Source organism: Pseudoalteromonas sp. SCSIO 43210, assembly GCF_054133285.1.
In genome coordinates this window covers 2583584-2599174 of the sequence record NZ_CP087225.1, presented here as the reverse complement: position 1 = coordinate 2599174, position 15591 = coordinate 2583584, and the positions used below count along the sequence as shown (strand labels likewise).

The window sequence follows — 15591 nt, the reverse complement described above, 5'->3', positions numbered from 1 at the left end:
AAAAAAACGCCATTAAAAATGACGCTGTTTATTGTTTATAATTAAGTATTTTATATATTACTGACGAATACCTTCAATAAATAAACCTATATCTACATGGGTAGAGGCTGGCCCTAAATTGTAATCAATACCGTAGTCGGTAAGCTTAAGACTTGTTTCACCTTCAAAGCCTACACGGTAACCACCCCATGGATCTTTACCTTCACCCACTTTATCAATTTCAAAAGTAATGGTTTTGGTTACACCATGCAGCGTAAAATCACCTGTTACTTGACCTGAATCGTCTTCAAATTTAATACTGGTGCTTTTAAACGTCGCTGTTGGGTATTTATCAACATTTAAAAACTCTTTACCACGAAGGTGTTTATCGCGCTCGGCATGATTAGAATCAAGGCTTGTTGTATCTATATTAACCATAATTTGCGACGCATTAGGGTTTTTAGCATCGTAGTTAAATTTACCATCAAAGGTATTAAAACGGCCATGTAACCAGCTGTAACCTAAATGTTTAATTTTAAAGTTTACAAATGCATGCGCACCCTTTGTGTCAATTACGTAGTCGGCTGCATTAGCAGTTGTTACCGATAACATCATTGCAGCCGAAACGGCTGTGCTTACTAATAATTTTTTCATTTTAATCATCCTTTAATGGTTTTATCATTCTAATTAAGGTTTTATCTTTATCGATAAAGTGATGTTTTAACGCCCCTAGTGCATGCAATACTGCAAACCCGATTAATGTGCACGCGCCGTAATAATGTACTTTTCCTGCAATATCGGCTTGGTCATCAAAGGCAAAATCAAGCGCTGATACATTAAATAAAGTAAATACTTCTATTGGACGCCCGTCTGCGGTTGATATTAAATACCCTGCAACAACAATAACAGCCAAAATAATATACATAGCAATATGCGCAGTATGTGCTAATTGGTTCATGCCTTTACTTTCACCTAATGGTTTAGGTTGTGTAGATAAAGCACGCCATAAAATTCTAAATAAGAATACGGCCACAAGCGTAATACCAATGCTTTTATGTAAATCGAGCGAGCCTTTATACCAACTATCGTAATAAGTAAGCTCAACCATATATAAACCTAAACCAAACAGGCCAAAAATAGTCAACGCCATGAGCCAATGTAAAATAATGGCGACAAGTCCGTAAGATGAAGGTGTATTTTTAAACATGTGTAACGTCCTATAATGCTATGACGTTACAATATAGTGCATAGCCTTAAATGAAAATAACATTTACAAACACTTTACGTGCGTATACGCACAGAACTTTGATAATTAAAGTCAGTTTTAGAAGTTGAGGATTAAACAGATAAGTTTATAGAGTGGATTGCTCGCTCAAGCTGACATAAATTAAGCTCTCTGGGCTTACTTGCAAACAAGTAACAAGTCCTTCTTTAATGAGTTCAAGCATGGCTATAAAACTAACTACCACACCACTACGCCCTTCATCAGGCGTAAAAAGCGCATTAAATACCACTGCTGAATTTGCTTTCGATAGCTGTTGTAATATTTGGCTCATTCTCTCTCGAGTTGAGAGTACTTCGGCAGTAATTTGATGATGTTCAAACGTTTTTGCTCGCGCCATTACATCACTCAGCGCCAGCATTAAGTCTTTAAGTTCAATATCGGGGAGGTTTTGACTTGTGTCTTCATTTATTGGCATAGCGGCATGCGCTATAAAAATATCACGCCCAACACGGGGGATATCATCGAGGTTTTCGGCGGCTTTTTTAAATAACTCATATTCTTGTAGACGTTTAATAAGCTCAGCGCGAGGGTCTTCTTCCTCTTCAAGCTCTTCGTGTACAGGAAGTAATAAGCGCGACTTAATTTGTGCAAGTAACGCGGCCATAACTAAATATTCACCGGCAAGTTCGAGTTGAAACTCGGTCATCATTTCAACGTAACTTACATACTGCTCTGTAATACTAAAAATAGAAAGGTCGAGCACATCAAGCTTATGCTTTTTAATTAAATAAAGCAGTAAATCGAGCGGGCCTTCAAAGGTTTCTAATATTATTTCGAGCGCATCGGGCGGAATATATAAGTCTTCTGGTTTATCTACAACCGCTTTACCATGCAAAAAAGCCAGTGGCAGCTTTTGCTGCACTGGCTTTTCACTACTTTTTGTATCAGCAGTATTTTCGCTCACTTGTTATTACTCAAACGGGCTTGTATCACCACAGCCAACACGTAATATTTGAACTTCATCTTCTGACAAATCGATTACTGTGGTTGCTTGCTCTGGCAAGTAACCACCGTGAATAATTAAATCAACGTGCTTATCTAATCGCTCTAATATTTCATCAGGATCTGATTCTGTAAATTGTTGCCCTGGTAAAATTAAAGAACACGACATTAGCGGCTCGCCAAGTTCGGCAAGTAACGCACAAGCAATTGGGTGTTCAATTACACGCATGCCAATGGTTTTTTTCTTGTCGTTTAATAAACGCTTAGGGACTTCTTTTGTGCCTTTAAAAATAAAGGTATAAGGCCCTGGCGTATTATTTTTAATTAATCTAAATAGCTGGTTATCTACACGTGCATAAGTAGATAGCTCCGATAAATCACGGCAAACTAGCGTAAAATTATCGTTTTTTTCAATACCACGAATACGCTCTATCCGCTCTTTGGCTTGCTTATTACCAATGTTACAGCCAATGGCATAGCCCGAATCTGTTGGGTAAACAACAACACCGCCTTGTTTAATAATATCAACGGCTTGACTAATCAATCTTGGTTGCGGGTTATCAGGATGAATATGGAATAATTGACTCATGTTAATGCCCCTTCTTGTCCTTCCCAAACTTGCCAAACACCTTGGCAGTCTTTCGGTAAGTATAAATTTTTGCCAAGCTCTAAATAGCTTGTCGGAAAATGAAAATCAGACCCTTGCGAGCAAAGTAGTTCGTACTCACGGCTGAGTTCACCTAAAAATTGACGTTCGCTTGGCGCCTGTTGAGGTTGTGCAACTTCCATTGCGTCTCCTCCTACACTTTTAAATTCTACTAATAATTTGCGTAGCCACTTGTTTGACATTTGATAGCTACTTGGGTGCGCAAGTACAGCAACACCACCAGCGGCATGTATTGCTTCAATAGCGGTTTGCATAGTGCACCAGCAACTTGGCACGTAACCTGTTTTACCACGCCCTAAGTACTTTTTAAAAACACCCGGGAAATTTTTAGCTACACCGCGCTCAATAAGGGCGCGTGCAAAATGTGCGCGCGTAATTTGCGCATCCTTTGCCAGCTCTTTAGCTTGCTCGTAAATGCCATCAAATCCATTTTTTGCAAGGCGTGCGCCAATTTCTAGCGCACGCTCTTCTCGCTTTTGCTGCTGAGCTGATAATAAAGAGGTAAGGTCAATATTATTAATATCAATATTTAAACCTACAATATGAATTTCGAAGCTTTCCCATTTGGTAGACACTTCGGTACCCGTTATTAATGAAAGCGGTAAGTTTTCTGCTTTAATAAATTGCTGAGCAGGCTTAATAGCTGCCACAGTGTCATGATCGGTAATAGCAAACACATCAATATTTTTATCAACAGCGCGATGCAATAATTCTTCAACCGTTAAACGCCCGTCTGAATGTGTGGTATGGCTATGTAAATCATATTTTATCAAAAGAAAACTGCTTAAAATTAAGGGTTACTGGTGTTTATGTAAGTATAACAACTTTTTTGACTAAATTGTTTTAAATAAACACTTGACACAAAAGCATAAGATACGTTTTACTGTAGCCACTTTCAGACACATTAAGAATTAACAATAATGATCAATTCAAACTTAAACACTATTTGGTGGTGGCACTCGTAATTTTCGGGTGATGAATTGTCGTGTCTAGCAAAAATTCAAAACCCGCAACTATGCGGGTTTTTTTATAACTAAATTTTACGAAACATATACGTTAAAAATATTTAATAAATTTTGAGGCAGAAAAACATGAATAACGGTCTTACTCTTACACATCGTTGGTGGTGGCGCCTGATATAGCGGGACGGTAATGATCTGTTTGTAATTTAGATATCGTTATTCAAACCCCGCACTGCTAACGCATTGCGGGGTTTAATTTTTTGAGGGAATGAGGTTTGATTTTTAGTCATATAACTACCACACCAGGCGAAGTAACAAGCATTACGCAAGTACGCGACTATATTAGTAGCCCTCTTGCATTATACGCGGCACTTGATAAGCCTAACTCACTACTGCTTGAATCGGCTGAGATTGATTCTAAAGACAGTGTAAAAAGTTTAATTTTAGTCGACTGTGCACTGCGCATCGTATGCCAAGGTAAAACAGTCACTATTAATGCTCAATCTAATAATGGGCAACAACTACTTAGCTACTTGCAGGCAAATGTTAAAAGCTGTGATGCCACTTTGGACGGCGAAACACTTACCCTTTGTTATTTAGACACTAGCGGCGATACTGACGAAGCGAGCAAGCTCATTGCTGATAACGCATTTAGCGCACTACGTACGTGTATCAACAGTATTAAAAGCACAACTAACAATCCATTTTCGTTATTTTTAGGCGGCGTATTTGCTTACGATATGGTGGCAAACTTTGAGCAATTAAGTGATGTACCTGATGGTGAAAATACCTGCCCAGATTACGTATTTTACTTAGCCGAAACCTTAGTTGTTATTGATCATCAAAAGCAAACAACTGAGCTCATTGGTAATGTATTTAATGGCCCAGACGTACACGCTAACTGCTTTGAAGTAGGTGAAGAGTTAGAACGATTAAATACACTTTGCGATAACGCAGCAGAATTTAGTGCGGATATGCAAAGTGGCGAATGTGAGGTAAGCGTTGATATAGACGATGACACTTACTGCGAGCAAGTTGTTAAGCTTAAGAAGAACATTGTAGATGGTGATATTTTTCAGGTAGTGCCGTCGCGTACATTTTCACTACCTTGCCCTGATTCTTTACATGCGTATAGCCAGCTTAAAAAGCAAAACCCAAGCCCTTACATGTTTTATATGCGCGATGAAGACTTTGCATTATTTGGCGCGTCTCCTGAGTCGGCCCTTAAGTACGACGTAAGTAATCAGCAAGTAGAAGTTTACCCAATTGCTGGTACTCGAGCGCGCGGCAAATTTACTAACGGGCAAATAAACCCAGACCTAGACAGCCGCATTGAGTTGGAACTAAGAAACGATCAAAAAGAGCGCGCCGAGCATTTAATGCTCGTTGATTTAGCCCGTAACGACGTAGCACGTATTAGTGTTGCAGGTACGCGTTTTGCCAAAGAGTTATTAAAAGTAGACCGCTATTCACAGGTAATGCATTTAGTATCACGCGTTGTTGGCACATTAAAACCAGAACTTGATGCACTACACGCTTACCAAGCGTGTATGAACATGGGCACCCTTGTTGGTGCACCAAAAGTACGTGCTGCTGAGCTTGTACGTCAAACAGAAGGGAAACGCCGTGGCAGTTATGGCGGCGCTGTTGGTTACTTAACCGGTGATGGCGCAATGGATAGCTGTATTGTTATTCGCTCTGCTTTTGTTAAAAATAATATCGCGTATGTACAGGCTGGTGCCGGTGTGGTGTTTGACTCAGATCCTATTTCAGAAGCAAACGAAACTCGCGCTAAAGCACAAGCGGTTATCACCGCCATAAAATCTACGTATAAGGCGGTATAAAATGAGTAAAGCGAATCCTATTAAAATCTATTTTTTAGATAACTTTGACTCATTCACATATAACTTAGTTGATGAGCTAACGATGCTTGGCTGCGAACTGGTTGTTTACAGAAACAACATTAGCGCTGAGGTTATTTTTAACAAAATGCGCCAAGAGCAAGGCCAAGTGCTATTAGTACTTTCGCCTGGCCCCGGCACACCAAGCGATGCAGGCTGTTTAATGGAGCTTATCGAACTCTCTAAAGGCCACTTCCCAATGTTAGGCATTTGTTTAGGCCAACAAGCGTTAACACAAAGCTATGGCGGAGTAATCGGTCACGCGGGTGAAACCGTACATGGTAAGTCTTCAATTATTAATTTAGGCGAACATCCTGTATTTGATGGTATGGGCAATACAATGCCTGTAGCACGTTACCATTCATTAATGGCAACAAAAGTGCCTGATAATATTAAGGTTATTGCCCAGTACGAAGATATCCCAATGGCTATTTATCATCATGATGACAACACATTGGGTTACCAGTTTCATCCAGAATCAATACTGACGCCAAACGGCGCAATGCTACTTCAGCAAAGTGTCGCTTACTTAACACGCGCCAAATAAAAGAGGACATTATGAGTACACAACCAGAACAACCCATAAATGTTCAACACGCTATTGAACAACTAATTACAGGGCAATCATTAAGCTACGCAGACGCCAAAGCACTGTTTGATGAAATAATGCAAGGTAACATGAGCGAGATTGAGCTAACTGCCCTACTAATAAGCCTTAAAATTAAAGGCGAAGTAAGCGATGAAATAGCAGGTGCTGCAGCCTCAATGCGCGAAAACGCTGTTGCTTTTACTACCAGCAGTACACAACTTGCCGATAGCTGTGGCACTGGCGGCGATGGTTCAAACACAATTAATATAAGCACAACAGCAGCCATAGTTGCCGCTGCTGCCGGCATTAACATGGTAAAACATGGTAATCGCAGTGTATCGAGTAATTCAGGCTCTGCCGACTTACTAAAAGCGCTGGGCATTAATATAGATATGAGCCCAGAGCAGGCAGCAAAATGCCTTGAGCAAACCAATTTTACCTTTTTATTTGCACCGCACTATCACAGTGGCGTACGCCATGCGATGGGCGTGCGTACAGCGCTTAAAACACGCACTATTTTTAATATTTTAGGCCCGCTTGCTAACCCAGCAGCACCTGATGTGCAATTGTTAGGTGTGTATAACGAAGCGTTATGTATGCCAATGGCACAAACACTTAAAACCCTTGGCACAAAGCGCGCTATGATTGTTCACGGCTCGGGCACTGACGAAATAGCTCTACACGGTCCAACAACGGTAGTTGAGCTAAATAATGGCGAGCTTACACAGTACACGCTAAACCCAAGCGACTTCGACCTTGCAAACTATTCACTTGAACAACTCGCTGGTGAAGGCCCACAATACAACGCAAATGCTAGCCTCGCCATCTTGCAAGGCAAAGGCACAGATGCACATAATGCTGCTATTGTGGTTAACGTAGCTGCCCTTTTATACCTAACAGGTAAAGCAGAAACGTTAAAAGAAGGGGCAAAACAAGTACAAACATTATTAAGTTCAGGGCAAGCCATGAACACACTAAATGCAATTATTGAGGTAAGTAATGGCTAATGTATTAGACAAAATTGTTGCTGATAAAAAATTAGAACTAATTGAAAGAAAAGCTGCACGTCCGCTTGAAAGCTTTAAACACCTTGCAGTGCCTACAAGCCGTAGTTTTTACAAAGCATTAGCAGCCCCAGGCACACAGTTTATTTTAGAGTGTAAAAAAGCATCGCCCTCAAAAGGGTTAATTAGAAAGCCATTTGATTTAACCGAAATTACCTCAGTTTATAAAAAATACGCCACCTGCATGAGCGTGTTAACTGATGCTAAATATTTTCAAGGCAGTTTTGACTATCTTGAATTTGTGCGCAGCCAAGTAGAACAACCGCTTATCTGTAAAGACTTTTTTATAGATGAGTACCAAGTATATATGGCGCGTATTTATGGCGGTGACGCTATATTACTGATGCTTTCAGTACTCGATGACGAGAGCTATAAGGCACTGCACGCAGTTGCCGATTCTCTGAATATGTCGGTATTAACCGAAGTAAGTAATGAAGAAGAAGTACACCGTGCACTTGCGCTTGATGCACAAATTATTGGTATTAATAACCGTGATTTACGCGATTTAAGCACCGATTTAGCCACTACCGAAAAGCTACGCAAACTTATTCCGGCTGATAAAGTGGTTATTTCGGAATCGGGGATTTACACCCATCAAGACGTAAAACGTTTAGCCCCATTATGCGATGGTTTTTTAATTGGCAGCTCACTTATGAGCGAGCGTGATTTAGAGCAAGCATGTCGCCGTGTTATTTTAGGTGACAATAAAGTATGTGGTTTAACACGTAGCCAAGATGCACAAGCGGCATATCAAAATGGTGCTATTTACGGTGGTTTAATTTTTCATCCTAAATCGCCACGCTATGTTGATTTAGATTGCGCAAAAGAGCTTAGCCAAAGTGCCCCGCTTAATTTTGTGGGTGTGTTTGTAGATGCCCCAATTGATCAAGTTGCTCAATACGCAAGTGTGCTAAAGTTGGCGGCAGTTCAATTACATGGTCAAGAAAGTGACGATTACATCGCTCAGTTGCGTACACAGTTACCTACCGGCTGCGAGATTTGGAAAGCCCAAGCAATAAAAGATGCATTGCCAACGCCTGTAAATGGCGTTAACCGACATCTTTACGATACACACAGCGATACACAAGCTGGCGGTACAGGTAAAGCATTTGATTGGTCGGTGCTTCATGATGCAACCACTCCATTTATGCTCGCTGGAGGCTTAAATCCAGACAATATTAAAGATGCGCTTTTTAAAGGTGCCTTAGGCCTTGATTTAAACTCAGGCGTTGAAGAATCTGCGGGTAAAAAGTGCCCTAACAAATTACATAATGCTTTTACAAGCATCAGAAATTATTGAGGTTAAAATGCAAAATCCAGCTTATTTTGGCGAGTTTGGCGGTATGTTTGTACCCGAGTTACTTGTCCCTGCGCTTAAGCAGTTAGAAAACGAATTTAACAAAGCACAAAAAGATCCTGAGTTTCAGGCTGAGCTAAGTAAATTATTAAACGAGTATGCGGGTCGTCCTACCCCACTTACTTTAACGCGCAATTTAGTTAAAAACCCAAAAGTAAAACTGTATCTAAAGCGTGAAGACTTATTACACGGTGGCGCACATAAAACCAACCAAGTACTTGGCCAAGCGTTACTTACTAAGCGTATGGGTAAAAAACAAGTAATTGCTGAAACAGGCGCAGGTCAACACGGTGTTGCAACAGCGCTTGCATGTGCATTACTGGGTTTAAAATGTCGTATTTATATGGGCGCAAAAGACGTTGAACGTCAGCAACCAAACGTATTTAGAATGAAGCTAATGGGCGCAGAGGTTATTCCGGTAACAGCGGGTTCTGGCACATTAAAAGATGCAGTAAATGAAGCCCTGCGTGACTGGTCAGCAAATTATCAAGACGCGCATTACCTACTAGGCACAGCCGCTGGTCCTCACCCATTCCCAACAATTGTACGTGAGTATCAAAAAGTTATTGGTGAAGAAGCTAAACAACAAGTACTTAAAGCCGAAGGTCGTTTACCTGACGCTGTTATTGCCTGTGTTGGTGGTGGTTCAAACGCAATTGGTATGTTCACTGACTTTATTGACGAGCCAGGCGTTAAATTAATTGGTGTTGAGCCTGCAGGTAAGGGGCTTGATACAAATGAGCACGGTGCAACAATTTGTAAAGGCACTAAAGGTATATTACACGGTACTTATACGTACATTATGCAAAATGACGATGGCCAAATTGAAGAGTCTTACTCTGTATCAGCAGGCCTTGATTACCCAGCTGTTGGTCCTCAGCATGCATTTTTACACGAAACTGGTCGCGCTCAATATGTGGGTATTACCGATACAGAAGCGCTTGATGCGTTTCAGTCGCTTGCTAAAAATGAAGGGATCATTCCGGCGCTTGAATCAAGCCATGCGTTAGCTTATGCGCTTAAATACGCAGAAGAGCAAACCGAGGAAAGTGTTATAGTGATTAATTTGAGTGGTCGTGGCGATAAAGATTTAGCACACGTTCACAATGTACTAACTGAAAGAGGTCAGCTATGAGCCAAGTAAAAACGGATCGTTACGGTAAAATGTTTGCAGCGCTTAACGAGCAAAAACAAGGTGCGTTTGTACCGTTTGTAACAATTGGCGACCCAGGTAAAGAGCAAAGTGTTGCGATTATTAAAAGCCTAATTGACGGCGGCGCTGATGCACTTGAGCTTGGTATTCCGTTTTCTGACCCGATTGCGGATGGTCCTGTAATTCAAAAAGCTAATATTCGCGCACTTGATGTGCACATTAACACGCAAGATTGCTTTGATGTCATTAAAGAAATACGCGAGTACAACGCCGATATTCCAATTGGATTATTACTCTACTCAAACCTTGTTTTTAAGCGCGGCATAGAAGCATTTTACAAAGATGCAAAAGCGGTAGGCGTAGATTCTATTTTAGTGGCTGACGTGCCTTTGCATGAATCTAAAATATTCAGAAAATCGGCAATGGATAACGGTGTAGACCCAATTTTTATTGCAACACCTAATGCAGATGATGACACACTTCGCCAATGCGCCTCTTACGGTCGTGGTTATACGTATTTACTATCGCGCGCTGGTGTTACCGGTACCGATGCTAAAGCACAAATGCCAGCGGGTAATATTGTCACTAAATTAAAAGAATACCATGCAGCTCCTGCTCTTTTAGGGTTTGGTATTTCAACACCAGATGATGTAAAAGCCGCACTTAACGCAGGCGCAGCAGGTGCTATTTCAGGCTCTGCTGTAGTTAAAATTATTGAAGCTAACCTTAACGATTTAGACGCAATGACAACGCAGTTAAAAGCATTTGTTAGTGAAATGAAAGCCGCAACCGCATTATAAAAAGTGTAAATTTACACATTAAAAAAGGGCATTTAAATGCCCTTTTTTGTTTTTGAAAAGCAAATTAGTGAGCTTGGTGTTTACCCTCTAAAATCTCTTCAATAAATTTAGCATTAAATGCTTCCAAATCAGCTGGGCTTCGGCTTGTTACTAAACCTTTATCTACACATACTTCTTGGTCAACCCAATTAGCACCTGCATTAATTAAATCGCTTTTAATACTAGGGAAAGAGGTAATGGTACGGTCGCGCAATTTATTAATTTCAGCTAACAACCACGGCGCATGGCAAATAGCAGCAACGGGTTTGTTTTTTTCTGCGCCAAAAAAGCCATCAATAAATGCTTTAGCATCTTTATCTTGGCGTAAACTGTCTGGGTTAAATAAACCACCAGGAAGCATAAGCGCGTCGTAATCAGCAGGATCCGCGTCTGTAACTAGTTTATCTACTGTTACTTTATCGCCCCACTTGTCTTCATCCCAGCCAGTAATTTGGCCTTCTTTAATTGATACTATTTCGATGTTTGCACCAGCATCAAGTAATGCGCTGCGTGGAGATAAAAGCTCACTTTGCTCAAATCCATCAGTGGCTAAAATTGCGATTTTTTTGCCTTGTAAACGTGTGCTTATTTGTAATGTACTCATTGAGATCTCCTTATTTTCTTAAAAGTTATATTTAAAATACACAATTAAAAAAGCACGATGCGTGCCGATAACAAGCAATTGAAAATAAAGGAGTAAATTTAATTAGGATTTATAATGCCATGTAAATTATTTAGAGATTATGAATAATGTACATAAGTGCGACTTTATTTCCAGCTCATGTAATTTTACACCACCAAAAGCGAGGTATAAAACCTCACCTACAGCATATTTCCCCATTGGTGCGCTTACTTCGCGCTCATGTAATTTAAAGCCATTAAACGCGACGTGTAATCCTGATCTACAGCATATACCCGTAGGTGCGAATTTACTTCGCGCTCATGTAACTTATCTATCAATACGAGGTTAAAACCTTAAATAAATTTAAAGCAGGTTTTTTAAAGCCTTAGCAGGTTTAAAAACCGCTTTATTTGCGCCTTCTATTTCAATTGCAGCCCCTGTTTGTGGGTTACGCCCAGTACGCGCTGGGTAATAACTTAGCGCAAAGGTACCAAAGCCATTAATTTGAACTTGATCGCCCTCAGAAAGCGATTTAGTAATGACTTTTTGCAAGCTTGAAAGTGCCGCTTGAGAATCTTTTTTTGTTAATTCACTTTTGTGTGCAATGGCTGCAACGAGTTCTGCTTTATTCATTTTAGGCTCCTAAATACACGCCAAATCAGTGTTGGTTAAGCGTGGGAATATGATGATATGAAAAATACCAAACCAAATTGGTAATAAAGCCACGCAGGCTAAGGGTTACAGGGCAACAAGTCAACCTTGTAGTTGCTAAGCTTTATGTGGTAAAAAGCCTTTGACTCTTTTTTGTATAATTTAGGTAGACTATGCACGCATTAATTGAATACATTCCACTCATACTGTTTTTTGCAGTGTTTAAACTCGTCGATATTTACTGGGCTACTGGTTTATTAATGGCCACTACGCTCATTCAAGTTGCTTATAGCTACTTTAAACATGGCAATGTGCCTACTCGCCATTGGATATTTTTTGGCATTGCTGCCGTGTTTGGTACGTTAACGCTGGTACTTCATGATGAGCAATACATTAAATGGAAAGCAACACTCATATATGCAGGTTTAAGTTTAACGTTACTTGTTAGCCGTTATGTACTTAATAAAAATCTCGTTAAAAAAGCGCTTAGCTCAATCCTCGAAAACGCTAATGATACAAAACAAGCCATTGTTGTCCCAGAACCGTTATGGGATAAGCTTAATTTAATGTGGGTTGTAATTACTGCTGGCATCGCAGCACTAAACATTTATATTGCATATAATTTTTCGCTCGACTTTTGGGTTAACTTTAAAGTGTTTGGTTTAATGGGGATTACCTTTGTAAGTATTTTTGCCACTATTATTGCCTTGTACAAATACCTCCCTGATGAAGAGGAAACAGCAAAGTAACCCCCCCTCGTCATAAAAGTGTCGTCTTAGCTTGTTAGCTTATTAAAAAAACAAGTTGAGACGATTTTGAACGCTAATCAATACCGCTGGTTTGAATTTACCCTCATTTTTGTATTACTGCCTATATTCGGCTTTGGATTACGTGAGCATTTAGCTAACTGGCTTATCCCTGCGCTTATTATACTTATGAGTGTGTGTTGTATGTTGCTACTAGGCGACCCCCATTTTAAACGGTTTAGACTCACAAGCCTTGGGCAATTTTCTGCTGTTAAAAAGCGTGTGTTTAGCTTCTTTTTTTTAGGTGCGCTGTTCTCAGGCATGTTTTACGGGATTATTTATCAAGGCAACTGGTTTACCCTTCCCCGTAACTCGTTTAATGATTGGCTTTTACTGTTGGTGCTCTACCCAATACTGTCGGTTATTCCTCAAGAATTAATATTCAGAACGTATTTTTTTCATCGTTATAAACGCATCATGCCAAAAAAAGCAGTGCGTATTGTAGTTAGTGCGAGTGTATTTGCGTTGGCGCATATTGTGTATGCAAATTGGATTGCAGTAGCCTTAGCATTTTTAGGTGGCTTACTGTTTGCTTATACCTACGCAAAAAGCCGCTCAACCTTTGTGTGCGTTATTGAGCATAGCTTATGGGGGCTTTGGATGTTTACCCTTGGCATTGGCAGCTATCTCGACTCAGGCGCATTTAATTAAAGTAACCTTTATTTAAATTTACATACAAAAAAGCCGCAACAAGTACGGCTTATATAATTGGGTCTGTATTTAAAAGCCAAATATTTTTAGAGCAAAAAACTTAGTCGCGACTGTATTTATAAATATCACCGCTAAAATAATTGGAATAAACGTTGAAAGTGAAAAATTAACGTATTTTTCCATTAAGCTACCAGCATAATTAGGCGAGCCTAAGCTTAGCTCTTGTGTTAAACGTGCTTTTTTCCAGCGGTACATTACAAACAAACACACCATTAAGCCGTTAAGCGGTAAAATTGTGTCGTAGAATACATCAACAATAATATCAAAAAAGCTCTTATTTACACCGCCATAACTGGTAAACGAGGTAAGGCTGTCAATCATACCAAACGACATAGTACATAAAATAGTTAGCACGCCAGTTGTAAGTGTTAAAATACCCAATGCTTTTTTACGGCTAATTCCTTTGCGGTCGCTTAATGTGGCTGTCGGTACTTCAACAATAGATACCAATGACGTAATTGCAGCAAAAAATACCAACAAGAAAAACGAGAATGCTACAATTGATGCGCCTACGTATCCGATATCATTTTGCAGTGCTAATAATATTTTCGGCAAATACACAAAAATCATCGAAACTGACGAGTCAGAAAGTGCTGATGGGTCTGTGTTTGGATCAAAACTAAATATAGCCGGTAACACCATAAGACCTGCGACAAAGGCGACTAACGAGTCAGTAATTGCTACCATTTTTGCACTACTTACAATGTCATCTTTTTTAGATATATACGACGCGTAAGTCATTAATATACCCATACCTAACGACAACGAGAAAAATGCTTGGCTTAGCGCCCCATTAAGTACGCTTGCACTCATTTTAGAAAAATCAGGGATAATATAATATTTAACACCTGCCATTGCATTATCAAGTGTTAATACATAAATAACTAAAGCAAGAAGCATGACTAGAAGTGCTGGCATCAGAAATTTAGCGGCTTTTTCTATGCCTTGCTTAACACCCCCTAATAAAATTAAGTTAACAATAATTACCACTACCGCCATGTAACCAAAAACAGTGTAGCTGTTAATAAAAACACCAAAATGGCTAGGTTCAGCGAGTAAATCTAAATTCCCCAAACCAGTTTGCATTAAGTAGCCGAAAATCCACACTGTAATTACCATGTAAAACACTGCAATCATAAATGGTGTAAGCACAGCTAAAAACCCTGCAAACTTCCACTTTTTGTCATTGTTTGCCAACAACTTGTACGAGCCGAGTGGATCTTTTTGAGCATTACGGCCCATTGCCATTTCAGCCATCATGACAGGTAAGCAAATGAATACGACAAATAAAGCATAAATTAATAAAAATGCGCCACCACCATTTTTGGTAGCAGAAACAGGAAAACCAACTAAATTACCAATACCCACAGCAGAACCTGCTGCCGCTAGTATGAATCCGAGACGGGAACTAAATCGCTCTCTATTATCGCTCATGCATAAAACCTTTTTATTATTTTGTATATTTCAGCGACTCTACCAGTGTTACACAGATATTTTCAAGCAAATACAGTGTAAAAATAAAATCGAAGTGTAAACCTGCCTAAATACGCTTTTAATTCACCAATTTTCAACGCTGTGATAGTATTGCGTTAATCAAATTTAACAATTTTTATGAGATTTCTTATGTTGTACATGATTCACTCAACAGATGTTGAAAACAGCTTAGAGCTTAGAAAAGCAGCACGCCCAGCACACTTGGAACGTCTTAATGAGCTTGATTCACAAAATCGCTTATTTACTGCAGGTCCTTTTCCAGCAGTTGACAGTGAAGATCCTCAAGAGGCTGGTTTTACCGGTTCACTCGTTGTGGCTGAGTTTGATTCAATAGAAGCCGCGCGTGAATGGGCTGCGGCTGATCCGTATGTTGCCGCAGGCGTATATGAAAATACTGTTGTTAAACCATTTAAAAAAGTGTTCCCTGCTTAACTATAAATAATCGCTTATTAACATAGTTCAGGGTTTGTTCACGGGTTTTTAATTAAAATTGTTAAAGTAAAAGCTAATTTAGTGTTTTTACTTGAATTTTAGTAACTTAGTTAATTAAACTAAGTGTGTTTGGTCTA

17 protein-coding genes are annotated in these 15591 nt (G+C 39.7%); 9 read left to right on the top strand and 8 right to left on the bottom strand.

Features of this window, described 5'->3' with window-relative positions; genetic code table 11:
• Positions 1–57 precede the first annotated feature (57 nt).
• From LOS73_RS11155 to rnm, 5 genes are all read right to left on the bottom strand, one after another.
• Positions 58–633: a YceI family protein gene (locus LOS73_RS11155; RefSeq protein WP_008138356.1), complete on the bottom strand. Its 576-nt coding sequence runs from the start codon at positions 631–633 to the stop codon at positions 58–60.
• 1 nt (position 634) lies between these two features.
• Positions 635–1186, bottom strand: coding sequence for a cytochrome b (locus tag LOS73_RS11150; protein WP_002961572.1), 552 nt, complete (start codon positions 1184–1186; stop codon positions 635–637).
• A gap of 145 nt (positions 1187–1331) precedes the next feature.
• The gene (locus tag LOS73_RS11145) at positions 1332–2168 is read right to left on the bottom strand and encodes a segregation and condensation protein A (protein WP_008138354.1); all 837 of its coding nucleotides are present in this window, start codon (positions 2166–2168) and stop codon (positions 1332–1334) included.
• Between the two features lie 6 nt (positions 2169–2174).
• A complete protein-coding gene (locus LOS73_RS11140; protein ID WP_007375432.1) occupies positions 2175–2795 on the bottom strand; it encodes an L-threonylcarbamoyladenylate synthase in 621 nt (206 codons plus the stop codon).
• Complete coding sequence (gene rnm, locus LOS73_RS11135) at positions 2792–3646, bottom strand: RNase RNM (RefSeq protein ID WP_007375433.1); 855 nt, start codon at positions 3644–3646, stop codon at positions 2792–2794. Before rnm ends, LOS73_RS11140 begins: the two co-directional genes overlap by 4 nt.
• A gap of 464 nt (positions 3647–4110) precedes the next feature.
• Between rnm and LOS73_RS11130 the strand changes: the two genes are divergently transcribed.
• From LOS73_RS11130 to trpA, 6 genes are read left to right on the top strand one after another with little or no spacing between them, the layout of a single operon-like run.
• A complete protein-coding gene (locus tag LOS73_RS11130) occupies positions 4111–5679 on the top strand; it encodes an anthranilate synthase component 1 (RefSeq protein ID WP_033028421.1) in 1569 nt (522 codons plus the stop codon).
• Between the two features lies 1 nt (position 5680).
• Positions 5681–6283: an aminodeoxychorismate/anthranilate synthase component II gene (locus LOS73_RS11125; RefSeq protein WP_033028422.1), complete on the top strand. Its 603-nt coding sequence runs from the start codon at positions 5681–5683 to the stop codon at positions 6281–6283.
• Between the two features lie 11 nt (positions 6284–6294).
• A complete protein-coding gene (trpD, locus tag LOS73_RS11120; protein ID WP_002961580.1) occupies positions 6295–7332 on the top strand; it encodes an anthranilate phosphoribosyltransferase in 1038 nt (345 codons plus the stop codon).
• Positions 7325–8689 (top strand): bifunctional indole-3-glycerol-phosphate synthase TrpC/phosphoribosylanthranilate isomerase TrpF, encoded by a 1365-nt coding sequence (trpCF, locus tag LOS73_RS11115; RefSeq protein ID WP_033028423.1) that lies wholly within the window; start codon positions 7325–7327, stop codon positions 8687–8689. The genes trpD and trpCF overlap by 8 nt, the downstream gene beginning before the upstream one ends.
• Before the next feature lie 7 nt (positions 8690–8696).
• Positions 8697–9881: a tryptophan synthase subunit beta gene (trpB, locus tag LOS73_RS11110; RefSeq protein WP_007375437.1), complete on the top strand. Its 1185-nt coding sequence runs from the start codon at positions 8697–8699 to the stop codon at positions 9879–9881.
• Positions 9878–10699: a tryptophan synthase subunit alpha gene (gene trpA, locus LOS73_RS11105; RefSeq protein WP_007375438.1), complete on the top strand. Its 822-nt coding sequence runs from the start codon at positions 9878–9880 to the stop codon at positions 10697–10699. Before trpB ends, trpA begins: the two co-directional genes overlap by 4 nt.
• Positions 10700–10763: 64 nt before the next feature.
• Here trpA and LOS73_RS11100 read toward each other — a convergent pair whose 3' ends face one another.
• A complete protein-coding gene (locus LOS73_RS11100; protein ID WP_033028424.1) occupies positions 10764–11342 on the bottom strand; it encodes a type 1 glutamine amidotransferase domain-containing protein in 579 nt (192 codons plus the stop codon).
• A gap of 381 nt (positions 11343–11723) precedes the next feature.
• A complete protein-coding gene (locus tag LOS73_RS11095) occupies positions 11724–11993 on the bottom strand; it encodes an HU family DNA-binding protein (protein ID WP_033028425.1) in 270 nt (89 codons plus the stop codon).
• Between the two features lie 191 nt (positions 11994–12184).
• On the opposite strand from LOS73_RS11095, the gene LOS73_RS11090 reads away from it, so the two are divergent.
• Both LOS73_RS11090 and LOS73_RS11085 read left to right on the top strand, forming a co-directional pair.
• Positions 12185–12760 (top strand): inner membrane-spanning protein YciB, encoded by a 576-nt coding sequence (locus LOS73_RS11090; protein WP_033028426.1) that lies wholly within the window; start codon positions 12185–12187, stop codon positions 12758–12760.
• A 66-nt stretch (positions 12761–12826) separates the two neighbouring features.
• Positions 12827–13468 carry a CPBP family intramembrane glutamic endopeptidase gene (locus tag LOS73_RS11085; RefSeq protein WP_457933639.1) on the top strand — a complete coding sequence of 214 codons (642 nt, stop codon included), beginning with the start codon at positions 12827–12829 and terminating at the stop codon, positions 13466–13468.
• 69 nt (positions 13469–13537) lie between these two features.
• Here the strand turns inward: LOS73_RS11085 and LOS73_RS11080 are convergent, their stop codons facing one another.
• A complete protein-coding gene (locus LOS73_RS11080; protein ID WP_007375444.1) occupies positions 13538–14962 on the bottom strand; it encodes a sodium-dependent transporter in 1425 nt (474 codons plus the stop codon).
• Between the two features lie 189 nt (positions 14963–15151).
• On the opposite strand from LOS73_RS11080, the gene LOS73_RS11075 reads away from it, so the two are divergent.
• Positions 15152–15454: a YciI family protein gene (locus LOS73_RS11075; RefSeq protein ID WP_033022975.1), complete on the top strand. Its 303-nt coding sequence runs from the start codon at positions 15152–15154 to the stop codon at positions 15452–15454.
• The last annotated feature ends 137 nt before the right edge of the window (positions 15455–15591 follow it).